Origin of the sequence: Pseudohalocynthiibacter sp. F2068 (assembly GCF_023015645.1) — a bacterium.
GTDB classification, from domain to species: Bacteria; Pseudomonadota; Alphaproteobacteria; order Rhodobacterales; family Rhodobacteraceae; genus Pseudohalocynthiibacter; species Pseudohalocynthiibacter aestuariivivens.
Genome location: NZ_JALKAK010000012.1, coordinates 1 through 14490, shown reverse-complemented (window position 1 = coordinate 14490; position 14490 = coordinate 1). Strand labels below are relative to the sequence as shown.

The 14490-nt window shown below is 52.8% G+C and carries 18 protein-coding genes, 1 tRNA gene and 1 riboswitch; of the genes, 5 read left to right on the top strand and 14 right to left on the bottom strand.

Annotated elements, in window-relative coordinates; genetic code table 11:
• Positions 1-3 precede the first annotated feature (3 nt).
• From MWU63_RS14190 to MWU63_RS14155, 8 genes are all read right to left on the bottom strand, one after another.
• Entirely contained in the window at positions 4-675 is a 672-nt protein-coding gene (locus tag MWU63_RS14190) for a hypothetical protein (protein WP_213890443.1), read from the bottom strand.
• Between the two features lie 151 nt (positions 676-826).
• Positions 827-1636, bottom strand: coding sequence for a cytochrome c1 (locus tag MWU63_RS14185; RefSeq protein WP_213890442.1), 810 nt, complete (start codon positions 1634-1636; stop codon positions 827-829).
• Positions 1637-1650: 14 nt separating this feature from the next.
• Positions 1651-2976: a cytochrome b N-terminal domain-containing protein gene (gene petB / locus MWU63_RS14180; RefSeq protein WP_213890441.1), complete on the bottom strand. Its 1326-nt coding sequence runs from the start codon at positions 2974-2976 to the stop codon at positions 1651-1653.
• A gap of 11 nt (positions 2977-2987) precedes the next feature.
• The gene (gene petA / locus MWU63_RS14175; protein ID WP_213890440.1) at positions 2988-3551 is read right to left on the bottom strand and encodes a ubiquinol-cytochrome c reductase iron-sulfur subunit; all 564 of its coding nucleotides are present in this window, start codon (positions 3549-3551) and stop codon (positions 2988-2990) included.
• Positions 3552-3895: 344 nt separating this feature from the next.
• The gene (locus tag MWU63_RS14170; RefSeq protein WP_213890439.1) at positions 3896-4186 is read right to left on the bottom strand and encodes a hypothetical protein; all 291 of its coding nucleotides are present in this window, start codon (positions 4184-4186) and stop codon (positions 3896-3898) included.
• A gap of 120 nt (positions 4187-4306) precedes the next feature.
• Complete coding sequence (locus tag MWU63_RS14165; protein WP_213890438.1) at positions 4307-4918, bottom strand: glutathione S-transferase; 612 nt, start codon at positions 4916-4918, stop codon at positions 4307-4309.
• Positions 4915-5199 carry a hypothetical protein gene (locus tag MWU63_RS14160; RefSeq protein WP_213890437.1) on the bottom strand — a complete coding sequence of 95 codons (285 nt, stop codon included), beginning with the start codon at positions 5197-5199 and terminating at the stop codon, positions 4915-4917. Before MWU63_RS14160 ends, MWU63_RS14165 begins: the two co-directional genes overlap by 4 nt.
• 54 nt (positions 5200-5253) lie before the next feature.
• Entirely contained in the window at positions 5254-5877 is a 624-nt protein-coding gene (locus tag MWU63_RS14155; RefSeq protein WP_213890436.1) for an FMN-binding negative transcriptional regulator, read from the bottom strand.
• A gap of 66 nt (positions 5878-5943) precedes the next feature.
• Positions 5944-6089: riboswitch (FMN riboswitch) on the top strand.
• A 79-nt stretch (positions 6090-6168) separates the two neighbouring features.
• Between MWU63_RS14155 and MWU63_RS14150 the strand changes: the two genes are divergently transcribed.
• Entirely contained in the window at positions 6169-6603 is a 435-nt protein-coding gene (locus MWU63_RS14150; RefSeq protein ID WP_213890435.1) for a 6,7-dimethyl-8-ribityllumazine synthase, read from the top strand.
• Between the two features lie 62 nt (positions 6604-6665).
• Here MWU63_RS14150 and MWU63_RS14145 read toward each other — a convergent pair whose 3' ends face one another.
• The 3 genes from MWU63_RS14145 to dapF are packed head-to-tail and all read right to left on the bottom strand — an operon-like array spanning position 6666 to position 9396.
• A complete protein-coding gene (locus tag MWU63_RS14145; protein ID WP_213890434.1) occupies positions 6666-7295 on the bottom strand; it encodes a glutathione S-transferase in 630 nt (209 codons plus the stop codon).
• The gene (gene mtaB, locus MWU63_RS14140) at positions 7292-8554 is read right to left on the bottom strand and encodes a tRNA (N(6)-L-threonylcarbamoyladenosine(37)-C(2))-methylthiotransferase MtaB (protein WP_213890433.1); all 1263 of its coding nucleotides are present in this window, start codon (positions 8552-8554) and stop codon (positions 7292-7294) included. Before mtaB ends, MWU63_RS14145 begins: the two co-directional genes overlap by 4 nt.
• The gene (dapF, locus tag MWU63_RS14135) at positions 8554-9396 is read right to left on the bottom strand and encodes a diaminopimelate epimerase (RefSeq protein ID WP_247078454.1); all 843 of its coding nucleotides are present in this window, start codon (positions 9394-9396) and stop codon (positions 8554-8556) included. The genes mtaB and dapF overlap by 1 nt, the downstream gene beginning before the upstream one ends.
• 102 nt (positions 9397-9498) lie before the next feature.
• On the opposite strand from dapF, the gene MWU63_RS14130 reads away from it, so the two are divergent.
• The 4 genes from MWU63_RS14130 to MWU63_RS14115 all read left to right on the top strand — a co-directional run bounded on the left by MWU63_RS14130 (position 9499) and on the right by MWU63_RS14115 (position 12315).
• A tRNA-Lys gene (locus MWU63_RS14130) sits at positions 9499-9574 on the top strand.
• Between the two features lie 133 nt (positions 9575-9707).
• A complete protein-coding gene (locus MWU63_RS14125; RefSeq protein ID WP_247078431.1) occupies positions 9708-10487 on the top strand; it encodes a hypothetical protein in 780 nt (259 codons plus the stop codon).
• Positions 10480-11370, top strand: a complete 891-nt coding sequence (locus tag MWU63_RS14120; RefSeq protein ID WP_247078429.1) for a hypothetical protein — start codon at positions 10480-10482, stop codon at positions 11368-11370. The genes MWU63_RS14125 and MWU63_RS14120 overlap by 8 nt, the downstream gene beginning before the upstream one ends.
• 57 nt (positions 11371-11427) lie before the next feature.
• Entirely contained in the window at positions 11428-12315 is an 888-nt protein-coding gene (locus MWU63_RS14115; protein WP_247078427.1) for a hypothetical protein, read from the top strand.
• 2 nt (positions 12316-12317) lie between these two features.
• Here the strand turns inward: MWU63_RS14115 and MWU63_RS14110 are convergent, their stop codons facing one another.
• From MWU63_RS14110 to MWU63_RS14100, 3 genes are read right to left on the bottom strand one after another with little or no spacing between them, the layout of a single operon-like run.
• Positions 12318-13385: a site-specific integrase gene (locus MWU63_RS14110; RefSeq protein WP_247078425.1), complete on the bottom strand. Its 1068-nt coding sequence runs from the start codon at positions 13383-13385 to the stop codon at positions 12318-12320.
• Entirely contained in the window at positions 13366-13869 is a 504-nt protein-coding gene (locus tag MWU63_RS14105) for a helix-turn-helix domain-containing protein (protein WP_247078423.1), read from the bottom strand. The genes MWU63_RS14110 and MWU63_RS14105 overlap by 20 nt, the downstream gene beginning before the upstream one ends.
• Positions 13866-14072: a helix-turn-helix domain-containing protein gene (locus MWU63_RS14100; protein WP_247078421.1), complete on the bottom strand. Its 207-nt coding sequence runs from the start codon at positions 14070-14072 to the stop codon at positions 13866-13868. Before MWU63_RS14100 ends, MWU63_RS14105 begins: the two co-directional genes overlap by 4 nt.
• Between the last annotated feature and the right edge of the window lie 418 nt (positions 14073-14490).

Genomic DNA, 14490 nt, shown 5'->3' with positions numbered 1-14490 from the left:
CCTTCAGAAAAAATTGTGCGACAGCACGAACATCAAAGGCACTGGCGCGACGGCAATCAGGAGTGAAATAACAAACGCGGGCAGTGGATATAGCCCGGACATGCCTGCTGCAAATGCAATGCCGCCACCGCCGCCAAGAACAACGTTACCCGGCAGGTTTAACACAGCGATCAGCGCAAGATACCTGTGCTTTAGCAGGAACGGAATAATACGGTTCGGTGCGTTCTCTGCCAAATAGGAAAGGCGCTCTTTGTGGTCCAGACCAGCCAGATTCTCCACCAGAGTTCGTGCGCGTTCGAATCCCAGATATGCAAATGCTCTGGCAATAAGTGCGGCAGGTACAAACCGGCCAATCAGGTAGGCGATCAGCAAAGCGGCCACCATGCACAGATAGACCAGTATCGCGGCACTTGCGCCAAAGATCATCAGCATACCAAACCCGATCTCTGCACCGGGGACAAAGGGTATCGCCGATGTGACGATGTAGAGACCAGCAATGGTCAGTATCATCATCCGCATCAGGGGTTCGTCATTGAGTACGGCTTCGCTGGACGCATAACTTGCGGCGCGTTGCCCAAAGTACCAACCCAAAAACAGAATCGCGAGAAATATGATCAGGACCACGAAACGGCGTCTATGGTTAGAGAAATGCTTTATTAGTGTGCCCGCAGCCATGCTGTGCGCCTTTAATCAATTTGTGCAGGTTCACCCTAGCACAGCAAAAAAGGTGGAGCGTATCACGATCGACTGACAGGATAGTGATACAGGCTAACAAAAGAAAACCCCGCCGAATGGCGGGGTTTGTTCATTTCAAAATCAACGAGTTCTATGCTTCGCCAGATTTCGCTCTTTTCTTGATTGGTGCCCAAATCCGTTTGTTGGTGAGATAGAGCAGCACCGACAGAATCAAGAGAGAGAAAACACCGATGAAGCCTGCTTGCTGACGAGCCATCATTTTTGGTTCTGCAGCCCACATCAGGAAGGCAGAAACATCCATTGCTTCGTGGTGAAGATCGTTAGAGTGGCCGTCGGCGTACTCTACATCTTCACCAACCAGCGGCGGCGCCATTGAAATCCAGCCGCCCGGGAAGGCAGTGTTTTCATAGAAAGTGACGTTGTTTTCTTCTTTTTCGTGGCCGGTGTAGCCAGTCAGGATCGAAGCGATATATTCAGCACCACCCATGCCGCGAACGGCCTGATTGATCCCTAGGCCATATGGCCCGTGAAAACCCGCGCGCGCTTTTGCCATCAAAGACAAGTCAGGCGCACCAGCCGCAGTGTTTGCAGGGAAGTGATCCGCCGGGGTCGCCGTGCGAAAATCACCGTCACCGTCGCTAAGCTCGGGATCCCAGACTTCGAAGTTTTCAGCGTAAGCCCGTGCCTGGTCTTCTGAATACCCAAGTCCGCCTTCATCCGCGAGGTTGCGGAAGTAGACATATTGCATGCCGTGGCAGGCTGAACAGACTTCGGTGTAGATTTGCAGGCCGCGTTGCAACTGGTTCTGATCGAATTTGCCAAAAGGTCCTTCGAACGAGAAAGCAAAATCTTCGATGTGTTGCTCGCCACCGGCTGCAAAAACGCCTCCGGTTGAAAGGCCAAGGGCCGTGACGGCGGTGATCGCTAGTTTTTTGATCATTGTCATTGTCCCTTTCACTCGGCCGGCGTTTCAGCTTTGGCGCCGTAGTGTGCGTCAAAGTCTGCTTCGATGGTGGCCGGTTGTGCCTCTGGTTTCTCAATCACACCCAATAGCGGAAGGATGATCAGGAAGTAGGCGAACCAATAGGCGGACGCGATCAGTGAGATCCAGTCATACGGGAACTCAGCAGGGCGTGCGCCAACCCACATCAGAACAAAGAAGTCGATCACAAGAAGCACAAACCACCATTTGAACATCGGACGGTAACGACCCGAGCGTACAGATGAAGTATCGAGCCAAGGAGCCAACGCCAGAACGGCGATTGCGCCAAACATTGCCAGAACACCAAAGAACTTGGCGTTGATGATGCCACCGGTGACAAAGCTTACAAGCTGAACAGCCCAGACATCAGCCGTGAAGGCCCGCAGGATCGCGTAGAATGGCAGGAAATACCATTCGGGAACGATGTGTGCAGGCGTCACCAGCGCGTTCGCTTCGATGTAGTTGTCCGGGTGGCCAAGGTAGTTCGGCATAAAGCCGACGATCGCCCAGAAAATCAACATGATAACGGCCAGTGCAAAGACGTCTTTGATCACAAAGTATGGCCAAAACGGAAGGGTGTCTTTTTCCGCAACAGCCTTAGAGTCCTTGCGTACGTCGACGCCGGTTGGGTTGTTGTTACCGGTTGAGTGGAATGCCCAGATATGAACAACCACAAGCCCAGCAATCACAAACGGCAGCAGGTAGTGAAGTGAGAAGAACCTGTTAAGTGCCGGTTGCCCAACTGCGCTTGCGCCCAGAAGCCATGTCTGAATTGCTTCACCAATACCCGGGATCGCACCAAAGAGGCCGGTGATCACAGCAGTACCGTGGAAAGACATCTGACCCCAGGGCAGAACATAACCCATAAACGCCGTGCCCATCATGCAAAGGTAAATCAGCATCCCGATGATCCACGTAACTTCACGCGGCGCCTTGTAAGATCCGTAGTAAAGGCCGCGGAAGATGTGTGCATAAACCGCCACGAAGAACAGTGATGCACCGTTCATATGAACGTAGCGCATCATGTGGCCGCCATTCACATTGCGCATGATATGCTCAATCGAGGCAAACGCCATGTCGACATGCGGCGTGTAATGCATCGCCAGAATGATGCCGGTGATAATTTGCAATACGAGGCAGAATGTAAGGACGATACCCCAGATCCACATCCAATTCAGGTTTTTGGGTGTGGGGATCATCAGTGTATCATAGAGAAGGCCAACCACAGGCAGGCGTGAATGGAGCCATTTTTCGATACCCGACTTGGGCTCGTAATGGTCGTGCGGAATTCCGGACATTTGTGCCTCCCTTAACCCAGCTCGATCGTCGTTTCATCGACGAAGTTGGCGACAGGCACCGGAAGGTTTTCCGGAGCCGGACCTTTGCGAATACGACCAGACGTATCGTAGTGCGACCCGTGGCATGGGCAGAACCAGCCACCAAATTCACCAGCTGCGTTACCAAGCGGCACACAACCAAGGTGCGTACATACACCCATCATCACCAGCCACTCGCCGTTTTCGTCAAGCGCGCGGTTTTCATCTGATGCGTCAGCGGATTCGTTTCCATTGTCGTTGCGCGCGCTCGAATCGATCAGCGTGCTCATATCGACATTGCGGGCAGCCTCGATTTCTTCTTCCGTACGACGACGGATGAAAACTGGCTTACCCTGCCATTTGACGGTCAGCTGCGTTCCGGTTTCGATACCTGAAATATCAACACGAATCGATGCCAGCGCTTTAACATCGGCACTTGGATTCATCTGATTTACAAGCGGCCAAACCGCTGCTCCGGCTGTCACAGCGCCTGCGCCTGCCGTTGCATAATAGAGGAAATCCCGGCGGGTGCCTTCGTGATCTTCTGCGTGAGACACGAGAGTTTCTCCCTTCCCTGGCCGAACGGCCTTAACGTTAAAATGACCACGCGTGAACGTAGCCTTCTCGCGCGGCTGTTTATCCGCCCAAATGCGCTCCGTCCAGAAGACAATGCGGCTCAAATAAAAAAGATGCGGTTTTGTCGCGGTTCATTAGTGCAATTTACAGTGGTATTCGAGGGTCAGGAAGACAAAAATTGCCGTTTTGTGTTTAACTTCGCATCCAAAACGCCTCTGGACCCTGAATTTGCGTCAACTCCAGTCGACCAGCACAAGAAATCACCCGGCAGAAGTAAGAAAACCTCAAATCGCCAGTACATGTTTTTCGAATTGAGAGTTCGGTTTTAGCCGACCGACTCATTCATTATGACTCTGTATCCACCCGGTTTTGGGGGTTCTGCAAGGAATTCGCCAAATGATTGCCAAAGCTCAGCAACTTTTGCCTGATTTGCATTTGAAATTTCCTCGCTTTCGACAATCGAGATGATGTAGCCGTTCCCGTCCGCGTCCACGGCATTGATGAAATGCTTCAATCCGGCCAGCGCCAGAATTTGCGGCTTGATCCGTTCAAGCATTTTTTCAGATGCTTCAACCGTTCCTGGTTTAAGTTTGTAGGTTGTTATCCGTGCAAACATTTCAGTCCCCCCAAGTATATTCGCTCTGCCAAGCAGAGTTGTTCAGTACAACTCGTTTCAGGGTTCTGAGCTTAGTCCAATTTCGGAGAAACGCCTAATCCAGCTCAATGCAGTGAAATGCTAGCCAGCAGGAGGGACCGTTGCTAGCATCGACTCACGTTCTGCGAATCTTTCGTACCAGTCTGCCAGTGCCTCATGTCCCGTGCGCCAACCCCGTGCATCGTGGCGCAAGTCGAGATACCCAAGTGCACAGCCTATTGCAATTTGCCCCATATCAAGAGAGCCGTTCAGCTGGCTCATCCAGCGGCTGTTAACGGCATCGACGGCATTGGATACCTTGCTCCATTGCGCCTCAACCCAATCTGGAAATTGTTTTTCCTCGGGGCGTAAACGACCCTCGTAAACCATCAGAAGTGCTGCATCGAGAATACCATCCGCAGTGGCCTCGAGCGTGAGGGCATCCCACAGTCTGGCACCGTCTGGGTAGAAGCCCGCTTGAAAACGCGCGTCTAGATAGCGGCAAATGACACGGCTGTCATACAGCGAAGGGCCATCGTCGCGCGCCAATGCGGGAACTTTACCAAGCGGGTTTTGCGCGATTGCGCTTGCTGACGCTTCAAATGGAGTACCGTGTGTGGGTTCCAGTGCGACCGCTTCGGTCTGTTCTGCCTCATGTAATAGGACCATGACCTTGCGTACATAGGGCGAGGTCGCGCTGTAGTATAGTTTCATTCAGATGCCTTTCGGATGCGTATACGGCCCAAAGCCGAAATGTCTATATCCACACCGGGGCCCATTGTTCCCAGCCGGATCGTTCTTTTAAAATGAAAGCCAGCGTTGGTCTGGTCACCATCGCTACGCAACGTTGCACCTTCTTCAAGTTCGTCGAGCGCGTCTTCAGCGCGTTGATCGCGGCGGCCTCGTTCAATGGTGCGCGTGACAGCGTAAGCCGCCAACGCAACGGCGCCATAACGCAATGCAAGACCTGCAACCGGGGCAAGGGGTAACGGCATTATCTCCTCCCAATCTGTGTTTCAAATGTAAGAAGCCAGTCTGCCGATGTCCAATCAAGCTTTGGATGGGGCCATCATCAGCGCCGAAAGGTGGCGTGTTTCGTGACCTGTTCCAGATGCATCCATCTGAGACGCTGCGTTGCTGCGGACCTCATCAGTCTTGTTCTGGCCAAGCTTCCATGTACCGTCAATGCTGGTGATCTCGAGTCTAATTGGAACGATCTGGCGCATCATCTTGTCCATAACGCCATCGCTCATTTTGCCAGAAACCCAAGGGGTTTTTGGCAGCAGGTCCGCCTCAAACCGCGCCGAAAGCCGGTCGAGTAAACCTCTTAACTTTTCCTGTGGCTCTTTTATCAACTGACCACGCAAGTGTACCGCAACATAGTTCCATGTTGGCACCTGATCATCGATTCCATACCAGTCAGGTGAAACATAACTGTCCGGACCAGAAACAGCTACAACCGCCGGCTCTGGTTCACTTAGCGTGCGAACAATCGGGTTTGACCTTACCAGATGCAACTCTGCAACCTTACCGTCATCAGACAGTAAAAACGGAACATGTGACAGCAGCGGACCTTCCGATCCGTTTACAGAAAGAATGCCAAAACCGCACTTCTGCGCAAAACTTCGATTCGCTTTATCTGGCATCTGTCTGAAGGCAGGGTTTGGGTGCATGTCGCGTCTCTGTTTGAAAATGTCTTATCCGGGTCTTGCCTTCAGGCCAAGGCTTAGCCATTTTGGCTGTGTTCTCAGGGCGGGGTGAAATTCCCCACCGGCGGTGTGTGGCGCAAGCCATAAGCCCGCGAGCGGCCCCGGATATCGGGGTGTCAGCAGATCTGGTGTGATTCCAGAGCCGACGGTCATAGTCCGGATGGAAGAGGACGATTGGGTGGTAAGGCATGGTGCCTTGGCGTTCCTTTCGTTTGCACGCTCTGGGTGACGTGTCTGGAATGAAAGGAAAGAACTATGACACCCACCCGCTACGCCTTTATTAAGGCAAACTGGCACTCAGATATTGTTGATCGCGCCTTTGATGGGTTTTGCGAGCTGATCCCGGCCTCTCAGGTCGATGTGTTTGATGTGCCTGGTGCGTTTGAAATGCCGCTTGTGGCACGTGATCTCGCGGCGTCCGGTCGTTACGCCGCTGTGGCTGCAGCCGCATTCGTGGTTGACGGCGGCATTTACCGGCACGACTTTGTGGCGCAAGCTGTGGTCGATGGTTTGATGCGTGCAGGCATGGATACAGGTGTTCCAGTGCTGTCAGTCTCTCTGACCCCGCACCACTATCAGGAAACCGATCACCACAATGAAATATACCGCGCGCATTTTGTTGAAAAAGGACGCGAGGCCGCAAAGGCAGCGTTGATGATTGGCAAGACAAGGGCTTCTCTAGCAGCCTGAATTCTTTTTCCGAAAAATATCCCCGCCGGAGGCATTAATCTTTTTTGCCTCTGGCAACGCTTTCAGGGAAACAACACGACGTGATCACCGGCCTGCCATTTTGGGTTTTTCTTCATGATTGCCGTAAACCGCTCTGAGGAAAGAAACCTCTCGAGCCATTCAATAAGGTTCGGCCAGGGCTGCGCGTCAAACCAATCTTTTTCGATATTGGCGAATTGCCGTACGAAGGGTGCAATAGCCGTATCTGCGATACTCGGGCTTTCACCAAACAGATAGAGTTGCTCAACAAGCATCATGTCGAGTTTGCGCAAGAAAACAGAAGCCTTTTCCCGCTCGACCGATGGGTCTGCATCTTTGTAGCGCGTTGCGTATTTCGTGCGATCAAGGGCAGACTTGAAGGGACCATCCGCCTCATCAATCAGGCTATGGGCTTCTTGCGGCACATTCAGCCATCCTTCGGGGTCATTTTCGCCAAGTGCCCAGTGCATCACGTCAAGACTTTCTTCAAGCACCTCACCATCGGCAACGACCACCGGAACCGTTCCCTTAGGGGATGCCGCTAGAAATTCCGGTGCTTTATCGCGCAAAACGATTTCTCGTAGTTCACAGGTGATCCCGGCGCTGGCAATCGCCAATCGTGCGCGCATCGCATAGGGGCAGCGCCGAAAGGAGTAAAGAATCGGAAGAGTCATGCTGTTAACCGATGAACGTCATAACCCGTTATCCGGGTTGTGACGAGGCTACCCTCGGTTTGATCAGCCGCAAAATTCACCTCGGTAAACTGCTCTGTCCGCCCCATGTGCGGGTTTTCCATCAGAATATGGTGGGTTTTGCCGACTTGATCGGAAAGATGGCGCGCAACCTGAGCTTCGCCCGCCGCACGCAAACGTGCCGCCCGTGATTTTATTGCACGCCCATCGACAGCCGGCATCCTCGCTGCAGGTGTGCATTCACGAGCTGAATAGGGAAACACATGCAGCCATGTCAGGTCACACTCGGTCACGAGTTTCAGAGAGTTTTCGAACATTTCTTCCGTTTCCGTCGGAAAGCCCGCGATGATGTCAGCGCCAAAAGTCATGTCGGGGCGCAAACGACGCGTCTCTTCGCAGAACGCGATTGCATCGTCCCGCAGATGGCGCCGTTTCATGCGCTTCAGGATCATGTCATCACCCGCCTGCAAGGAAAGGTGAAGGTGCGGCATAAGACGTGGTTCTGTTGCGATCGCCTGCATAAGGTTTTCATCAGCCTCGATGGAGTCTATCGAGCTAATCCGCAAGCGGGGCAGGTCTGGAACCAATTTGAGAATCCGCATCACCAAGTCGCCAAGGCGTGGCGTTGCGGGCAGATCAGCACCCCAGCTTGTCAGGTCTACACCGGTCAATACGACCTCATTGTAACCCTTGTTGACCAGTCGCTTGATCTGATCGACGACAACACCAGCAGGGACAGACCGCGAATTGCCGCGTCCATAAGGGATAATGCAAAAGGTGCAGCGATGATCACAGCCGTTCTGAACCTGAACATAGGCGCGCGACCTTGTGCCAAACCCGTCAATCAGATGCCCGGCTGTTTCGGTGACTGACATTATGTCATCAACCTGCACGCGCTCCGTTTCCCCGATGAAATCCGGGCCGCGCATGGATGCCCAGATGCTGGCCTGCATCTTTTCTGTATTGCCGATGACAAGGTCGACTTCGCCCATCTCGGCAAAGGTTTGCGGTTCAGTCTGCGCTGCACAGCCTGTCACAATCAGTTTCGCGTCAGGATGCGCGCGGCGCAGTTTGCGAATTTCCTGCCGGGCTTTGCGTACAGCCTCTGCCGTGACGGCGCAGGTGTTCACGACAACAGCATTTTCGATACCGGCGGCGGCAGACAGTTCTTTCATCGCCTCGGTTTCATAGGCGTTCAGGCGACAGCCAAGCGTCGTGAAAAGGGGGGGGCTGCCTGACATCAGATGTTTTCCAGAAACTCACGACGGATTACGCCGTCAAAGACATGCGTAATTGGACCAGTCATCCAGACACCGTCATCGCGCCAGTCAATTTCGAGATCACCACCATCCAGATGGATCGTCACCTTGCGGTCGGTCAGACCCTTGCGATGCGCCACAACCGCAGAAGCACAGGCACCAGACCCACAAGCGAGGGTTATCATTCCGCCGCGTTCCCAGACGCGCATTCGCAAGGTTTGACGGTCAATCACATGAATGAATTCAACGTTCGTGCGCTCCGGGAATAGCGGGTGATGTTCCAGCGCTGGGCCGACGTCTGATAATGGTACAGCTTCTGCATCATTAACGACGAAAACCATATGTGGGTTTCCAATACCAGCAGCACCGGGGGCCCCTTCAATTGGCAAGGCGTTCAGATCATCAACAGGATGGGCAAGTGGTATCTGATCCCACTCCAGTTGCGGCTGTCCCATGTTCACGCTGATCAGGCCCTCTCCGGCATCTACGGCTTGCAGGGTTCCGCGTCCCGTGCGGATGCTGGCAGCTTTCTGCCCGGTTTCGTCCATTATGATCCTTGCAACACAACGGCTGGCGTTGCCGCAGGCATCTGCTTTTGACCCATCAGAGTTCCAGAATTCTACATCCAGATCCGCAACGTCAGACTCGCGCAACACCGCAAGCTGATCAAAGCCGACCCCGAAATACCGGTGCCCAATTGCCCGAGCGGTATCTTCATTCACCAAATCAGGCGCACTTCTTGCGTCGACAACAACAAAGTCATTGCCAAGCCCGTGCATCTTGCGAAACGGAAGCCCGCCCGTCTGGAGAGTCAAATCTGCCATGCGCATCATATAGGTTAAGCGGAAAAATCAATCCAGAGGGCTGATTCAGGCAATTTCGTCCTTGACCCCTGCGGTCAGCTTGCCTAAGACGGCGCCTCGTGAGGGCCCTTAGCTCAGTTGGTAGAGCGGCTGACTTTTAATCAGTAGGTCACTGGTTCGAACCCAGTAGGGCTCACCACATCTTTTCAATAGGTTACGCTGTTATTGGATGTTGCCTTCTTTTCTTGGGTAAGTGCAGGGTAAGCATTGCGCAGGAATATCTTGATTTTTGAGGTTGTATGTCCCAGCGTTAGCGCAATTGGGAGAATACTATGGGCCATATTAGGCTCGGGACTTTATCACAGTCAAAGAAATGGCGCGACGTTATCGGGTTGCTCGATTCGGATGCCTCACTTCAGGATGTGGCAGCGGCAGCGGCACACGCGTCTGAACGAGATCTTAGCCGCGCTTCGGATGACCCTTCCTTTCAGTATGTGACCAGCCTGCTTGTGCAACTGCCGTTGTTGGCACGCGCACCGGGCTTTGAGAGTGCAATGGCCGACCTAGGTGTTGATGAGGGTGCCCTTCAATCCGTTCCTGCACTGCTCGCCAGTCTGAGCCATTCGATTGACCAGAACGCTTTTAAGGTGGGCCGATCATCAGACGCGGGAGAGCTTGCACGCGCAGCGCTGCTAGAAAGTCTGTCGGTACAACTTCGCGACAGACTACCCTCGCTCTTTGATCCAGATTCTCAACAAATCCGGCAAGCGTTGGCCTCTTTTTCCAGTGGCCAGAACTTTGCGCATCTTGCCCGCGATTTCTTCGCAAGGCTGTCGTACAAATCGCTCGACTATTTCCTGAGCCGCGAACTCGCCAATCACACAGGAGCTGGCAAACGCTTCGCAAGTGATGCGGAGCGCGTCGAGTTTGACCGGGCTCTGTCGCAACACACGTTTGAAGCGTCACGAATTGTTCAGGAGTTTGCAAGTGGCTGGTATGGAAAGACCGTCTGGAAGGAGGAAAACCTAAGTCAGGACACAATCAACAATTTTACGCATTACGCGTTCAAGAAAATGAGGACCGAACTCGGGCGGCGTCGCGAAGATGCCTGAATACCAGATTCGATGCTTTTTGCCACTTGCCGAAAGTAGAGGCGACGAGCAACTCCGCTTTACGGTCGATGGTCGGACAAAGGGTGTTACCCTGAAAATCGGTAGCCTGCGCAAAAACCTCGTTACCTCTCTCCCTGAAACCGTCATCGATATGATTGAGATTGCGGCCTACGTCTATGCAATTGACTCGAGCGTGAGCCGTGGTGGGCCGGTAGATCAGCAGATGGCAAAGAAGTGGCACCGTCAGTTCTTTGTCGAATTGCCAGTGCGCGATGCAGCGTTCTGGAACGCGCCAGAGCTTAAGAAAGAACTTGAGGAGACGTTGTTCTTTCTTTCAAATGATCGCTTCCAGTTCACCTTCACGCAAATGGAGGCTGAACATCCAGAACGCGAACGATACTTTGACTTTGGAAAAGAGAACGCCTGGTCGCCAGATACGGTCATGTTGTTCTCAGGTGGTCTGGATTCTTTTGCAGGGGCATTGGAGGAGATTATTGAGCGTAACAACAAGGTCGCCCTGATAAGCCACTTCTCAGCGACCAAGATTAGCCCCGTTCAACGAAATCTACAAAAGGCGATGGCAGAAAAGCTTGGGCAGCATAGCCTGATGTATTTCCCTATGCAGGTTCAGCTTAAAGGTGGCACAAATGTGGAAGGCACCCATAGAACACGGTCTTTCCTGTTTGCAGCCCTTGGCATGGCAACGGCAACTGCCTTCGGCAAAGAAGCTATTTCATTCTATGAAAACGGTGTCGTAAGCTTAAATTTGCCGCCGGTTAGGAATGTTCTTGGAACACGTGCAACCCGCACGACGCATCCCCAAACACTTCGCAGGTTTGAGAGATTATTTAGCCGCATCTTTGGGAAACCGCACTGCGTCTAGAACCCATTCTTCTGGCGAACGAAAACGGAGGTTGTTGAAACGATTGCGCGTCTTCAAATGGCAGATCAGATTGCGCACTCGAGAAGCTGCGCTGACGTCCACAATCAGACCAAGCAACACCCGCATTGTGGCCGGTGTTCGCAATGTATTGATCGACGCTTTGCGATACTCGCTGCCGGATTGGAGGCCCATGATCCGGAGGACGCCTATCGCTTGGATCTGATGACAGGCGTTCGAATGTCTGGCCCCGACAAGGAAGTTGCCTTGTCCTACGTACGTGCAGCATCTGGCTACCAGACGATGACTGCTGCTGAGCTAGAGCGGTATTTTCCAGTTGTTGTGAATGCGATCAATCATCTGGACGGGCCTCGAAACACTGCGTTACAGAGGCTGGCAGAGCTTTTGCGTCGGCATGGAACAACCGTATCCGATGTCATGCGCAACACAATGAAGGAACAAAGGCCTGAGCAGTTTCCCCAAGGCAGCCTGCCCGCAATGCTTGGCGATATCCTACGTGAACATGCTTTTCCGATATCAGATGCATTTGACACGCCGATTGTTGCGGAAGCGATAGACAAGACATTCGAACTGGTCTTTGACCTAAAACGGAGAACGCTTCTGATCGATGACAAGATCGAGATCAAAGGGGCGGCTTATGAACTACTATTAGTGTTAGCAAATGAAAACCTGCTTGGGGCAGGGAAAGGCCTTGTCAAATTAGATTACCCAACGCTTCCAGCAGGCGAACTCTGTGATCGCTTAGGTTTGGAAACTGAGGAGGCTGTTCGAAGAGGAGTACTCCGGGCCCGGTCTACCCTAAAGAAAAAGTTCATGTCGGCGGGGTTGGATGCTGAGAAAGGCATCGAGTTGATCGAAAATTTGCCGGGTTTTGGATACCGTCTGGCGCCCGACAAGGTCGCCGTTCGGATGAAACCTGAACGCTAAGATCATTCAATGACATCGAAGTCATTGTCCGGGTCTTGGATTGGGCCACGCTTGCGAAACTTCTCAAGCAATTCCATCTGTCGCCCCGTTGCCACGGACCCATATGAGCGAAACGTTGTCAGCACATCGTCGTGCCCCATGTTTTGTGACCAGGCCTTGTAGTCTTCGGGTGACCTGCAATGGTCTTTTGCCAGTTTTGCGAGCGTGTCACGAACACGGTGAGGTGAAAATGGTGAAAGTCCGGCATCCTTGAAGGCTTGCTTGAATATCTTGGCAGCAGACGATGGGCTGGCCCAGGGTTCACGTAAAATGCCGAGCGCTTCAAACCGTTTGGAAATCCCAACGCCAACTTTTGTCTTCGGAAACAGCGGGTCACTTTCCGAGAACAGGTGAACAGATTTGAGTTCGCCGATCCAGTCGCGGACGATTTGTTCGATCTCGCCGCCTATTGGGTAGAACGCCGTGGTGAAACTCTTGCCAAACTTGGTGTCAACAGTTCTGCCATCAAACTGCACACAGGCGTTCGCAAGATCGACATGTCCGATCCGTAGAGAGATTGCTGCCCCCTCGCGAGAACCTGTCAGGAACAGGAACGCAATGAGCGCACGATCACGCCGTTGCAGGACCGTTTCTTGTGACATCTCGTGAACAAGCTTCCGAACCTGTTGCGGCGATGGGTGTGGTTTCCAGCAACTGCTTCGCCGCGCTCGTTCTGATTTTAGATCCGGTGAGAGAAAGTCTGCATCAGAGCGCGTAATCTTGGATTTGTAGCCAGGCTGATCCGCAAGCCATTTGAAGAAAGCCTTCACCTCGCGCAAGGTCCCATTGATCGAACCTTGTGAAAGCTTGGCCCCGGTGCGCTGGTTTTGCTTAGAAGATAAGCGGCGCTTGAAACTACGTGCTTGTTCCGAATGAAACGCTCGAAAGTCTTTGCCTGCGAGAAACGCTTGATAGGAAGAAACTGCAGCAGCAGCCTTGTCAATTGAAGCCTCGGAAAGGCCTTTGGCATCTTTGAGCCAGACAAGGTATTTGCGCTTGATGCGCAGGTTGTCAGAAACGCGCTTTGACATTGCTCTGAGCCTCACTCTCTAAGGTTACATTTAAGGGGGCATCTGTATGGGACACTATTCTTGGGTCCGCCTGCTGAATCGTGACCTCTATTTTTGCCCGGATTGCCTCAAGATCAGCACGACGGATGATCTTGTTGATGACGGAACCACACATCGGGCAGAGGGCTGTCAGCATGCCGGTCGAGGGAGCTTGCTGTGTGTAATCCGCAAATTTTCCAGCGGGTTCCTGGGGTAATTTGCATCCCAAGCAATACAGGTGATGCAGGGCAAGCTTGCACCTGACCTGCTCACGGCGGTAACCGAGATAGGTTTTGAGATCTGTTCCTGTGATTAGCCATGGTCTGTGTCGCGTATCGGCCAGCAGACCCTTGCTCTTGATCCAGCGGATGATGGTTTGCCTGTGTCTGCCCAGCGCCTCTGCCGCTTCAAATACTGTGTAGATTCTATGGGTTTTGATTTTGTTGGGGGAGGGGAGCCGTGTCATTGGGTCTCCTCCACGGGAAGAGGGCCAGACGTGTTCTGGCAGACCTGTGACGCCTCATAGGCGTTGACATCTTCCTGCCGATATAGAACCCGTGCCCCGATCTTCAAAAACTTGGGACCCTTCCCCAGCCATCGCCATTGTTCCAGCGTCCTTGGCGAAATCTGCCAGTAATCTGCTAACTGCTCTTGCGTCATCTTGCTCATTGCGAGCCTCTTTGCTTCTTTCCACGTCGAGTGGATTCGACCTGGTTCTAGAATCAAAGATGAGGTTCATTAGGGGCAAAGTATGTGGACAGCACGTTTTAAGGCGTGACTCATGGGTCGTGTAACTTATTGATAAATATAGGGCGAGAATTGAAAGGCGTGACCAAAACTCAAAACACAGTCATTTGGAGGAGCTAGCGTATGGCTCAGCGCAAGAACGAGTCGCTCTGCCCGTTCTTATGTCGCCTATCTCAAAAGTGTTTTTGCCTAGCTGATTAGGATTCAAAGCAGCCGTTCGCCGCATGCGTGTTGAATGGCGACTAGGCGGTGTGGTTTCAACTGATCGCCGCAACACATGCTTCAAATTTCTCTGCTGGCGTTTGGTATTGCAAGGTCTTTCGAGGTCGCTCGTTGAGTT

What these genes read in the sequence shown, in the direction of transcription:
- MWU63_RS14190 (WP_213890443.1), bottom strand. Translation starts at nt 675, where the DNA reads ATGGCTGCGGGCACACTAATAAAGCATTTCTCTAACCATAGACGCCGT.
- MWU63_RS14185 (WP_213890442.1), bottom strand. Translation starts at nt 1,636, where the DNA reads ATGATCAAAAAACTAGCGATCACCGCCGTCACGGCCCTTGGCCTTTCA.
- petB (WP_213890441.1), bottom strand. Translation starts at nt 2,976, where the DNA reads ATGTCCGGAATTCCGCACGACCATTACGAGCCCAAGTCGGGTATCGAA.
- MWU63_RS14170 (WP_213890439.1), bottom strand. Translation starts at nt 4,186, where the DNA reads ATGTTTGCACGGATAACAACCTACAAACTTAAACCAGGAACGGTTGAA.
- MWU63_RS14165 (WP_213890438.1), bottom strand. Translation starts at nt 4,918, where the DNA reads ATGAAACTATACTACAGCGCGACCTCGCCCTATGTACGCAAGGTCATG.
- MWU63_RS14160 (WP_213890437.1), bottom strand. Translation starts at nt 5,199, where the DNA reads ATGCCGTTACCCCTTGCCCCGGTTGCAGGTCTTGCATTGCGTTATGGC.
- MWU63_RS14155 (WP_213890436.1), bottom strand. Translation starts at nt 5,877, where the DNA reads ATGCACCCAAACCCTGCCTTCAGACAGATGCCAGATAAAGCGAATCGA.
- MWU63_RS14150 (WP_213890435.1), top strand. Translation starts at nt 6,169, where the DNA reads ATGACACCCACCCGCTACGCCTTTATTAAGGCAAACTGGCACTCAGAT.
- MWU63_RS14145 (WP_213890434.1), bottom strand. Translation starts at nt 7,295, where the DNA reads ATGACTCTTCCGATTCTTTACTCCTTTCGGCGCTGCCCCTATGCGATG.
- mtaB (WP_213890433.1), bottom strand. Translation starts at nt 8,554, where the DNA reads ATGTCAGGCAGCCCCCCCCTTTTCACGACGCTTGGCTGTCGCCTGAAC.
- dapF (WP_247078454.1), bottom strand. Translation starts at nt 9,396, where the DNA reads ATGGCAGATTTGACTCTCCAGACGGGCGGGCTTCCGTTTCGCAAGATG.
- MWU63_RS14125 (WP_247078431.1), top strand. Translation starts at nt 9,708, where the DNA reads ATGGGCCATATTAGGCTCGGGACTTTATCACAGTCAAAGAAATGGCGC.
- MWU63_RS14120 (WP_247078429.1), top strand. Translation starts at nt 10,480, where the DNA reads ATGCCTGAATACCAGATTCGATGCTTTTTGCCACTTGCCGAAAGTAGA.
- MWU63_RS14115 (WP_247078427.1), top strand. Translation starts at nt 11,428, where the DNA reads ATGGCAGATCAGATTGCGCACTCGAGAAGCTGCGCTGACGTCCACAAT.
- MWU63_RS14110 (WP_247078425.1), bottom strand. Translation starts at nt 13,385, where the DNA reads ATGTCAAAGCGCGTTTCTGACAACCTGCGCATCAAGCGCAAATACCTT.
- MWU63_RS14105 (WP_247078423.1), bottom strand. Translation starts at nt 13,869, where the DNA reads ATGACACGGCTCCCCTCCCCCAACAAAATCAAAACCCATAGAATCTAC.
- MWU63_RS14100 (WP_247078421.1), bottom strand. Translation starts at nt 14,072, where the DNA reads ATGAGCAAGATGACGCAAGAGCAGTTAGCAGATTACTGGCAGATTTCG.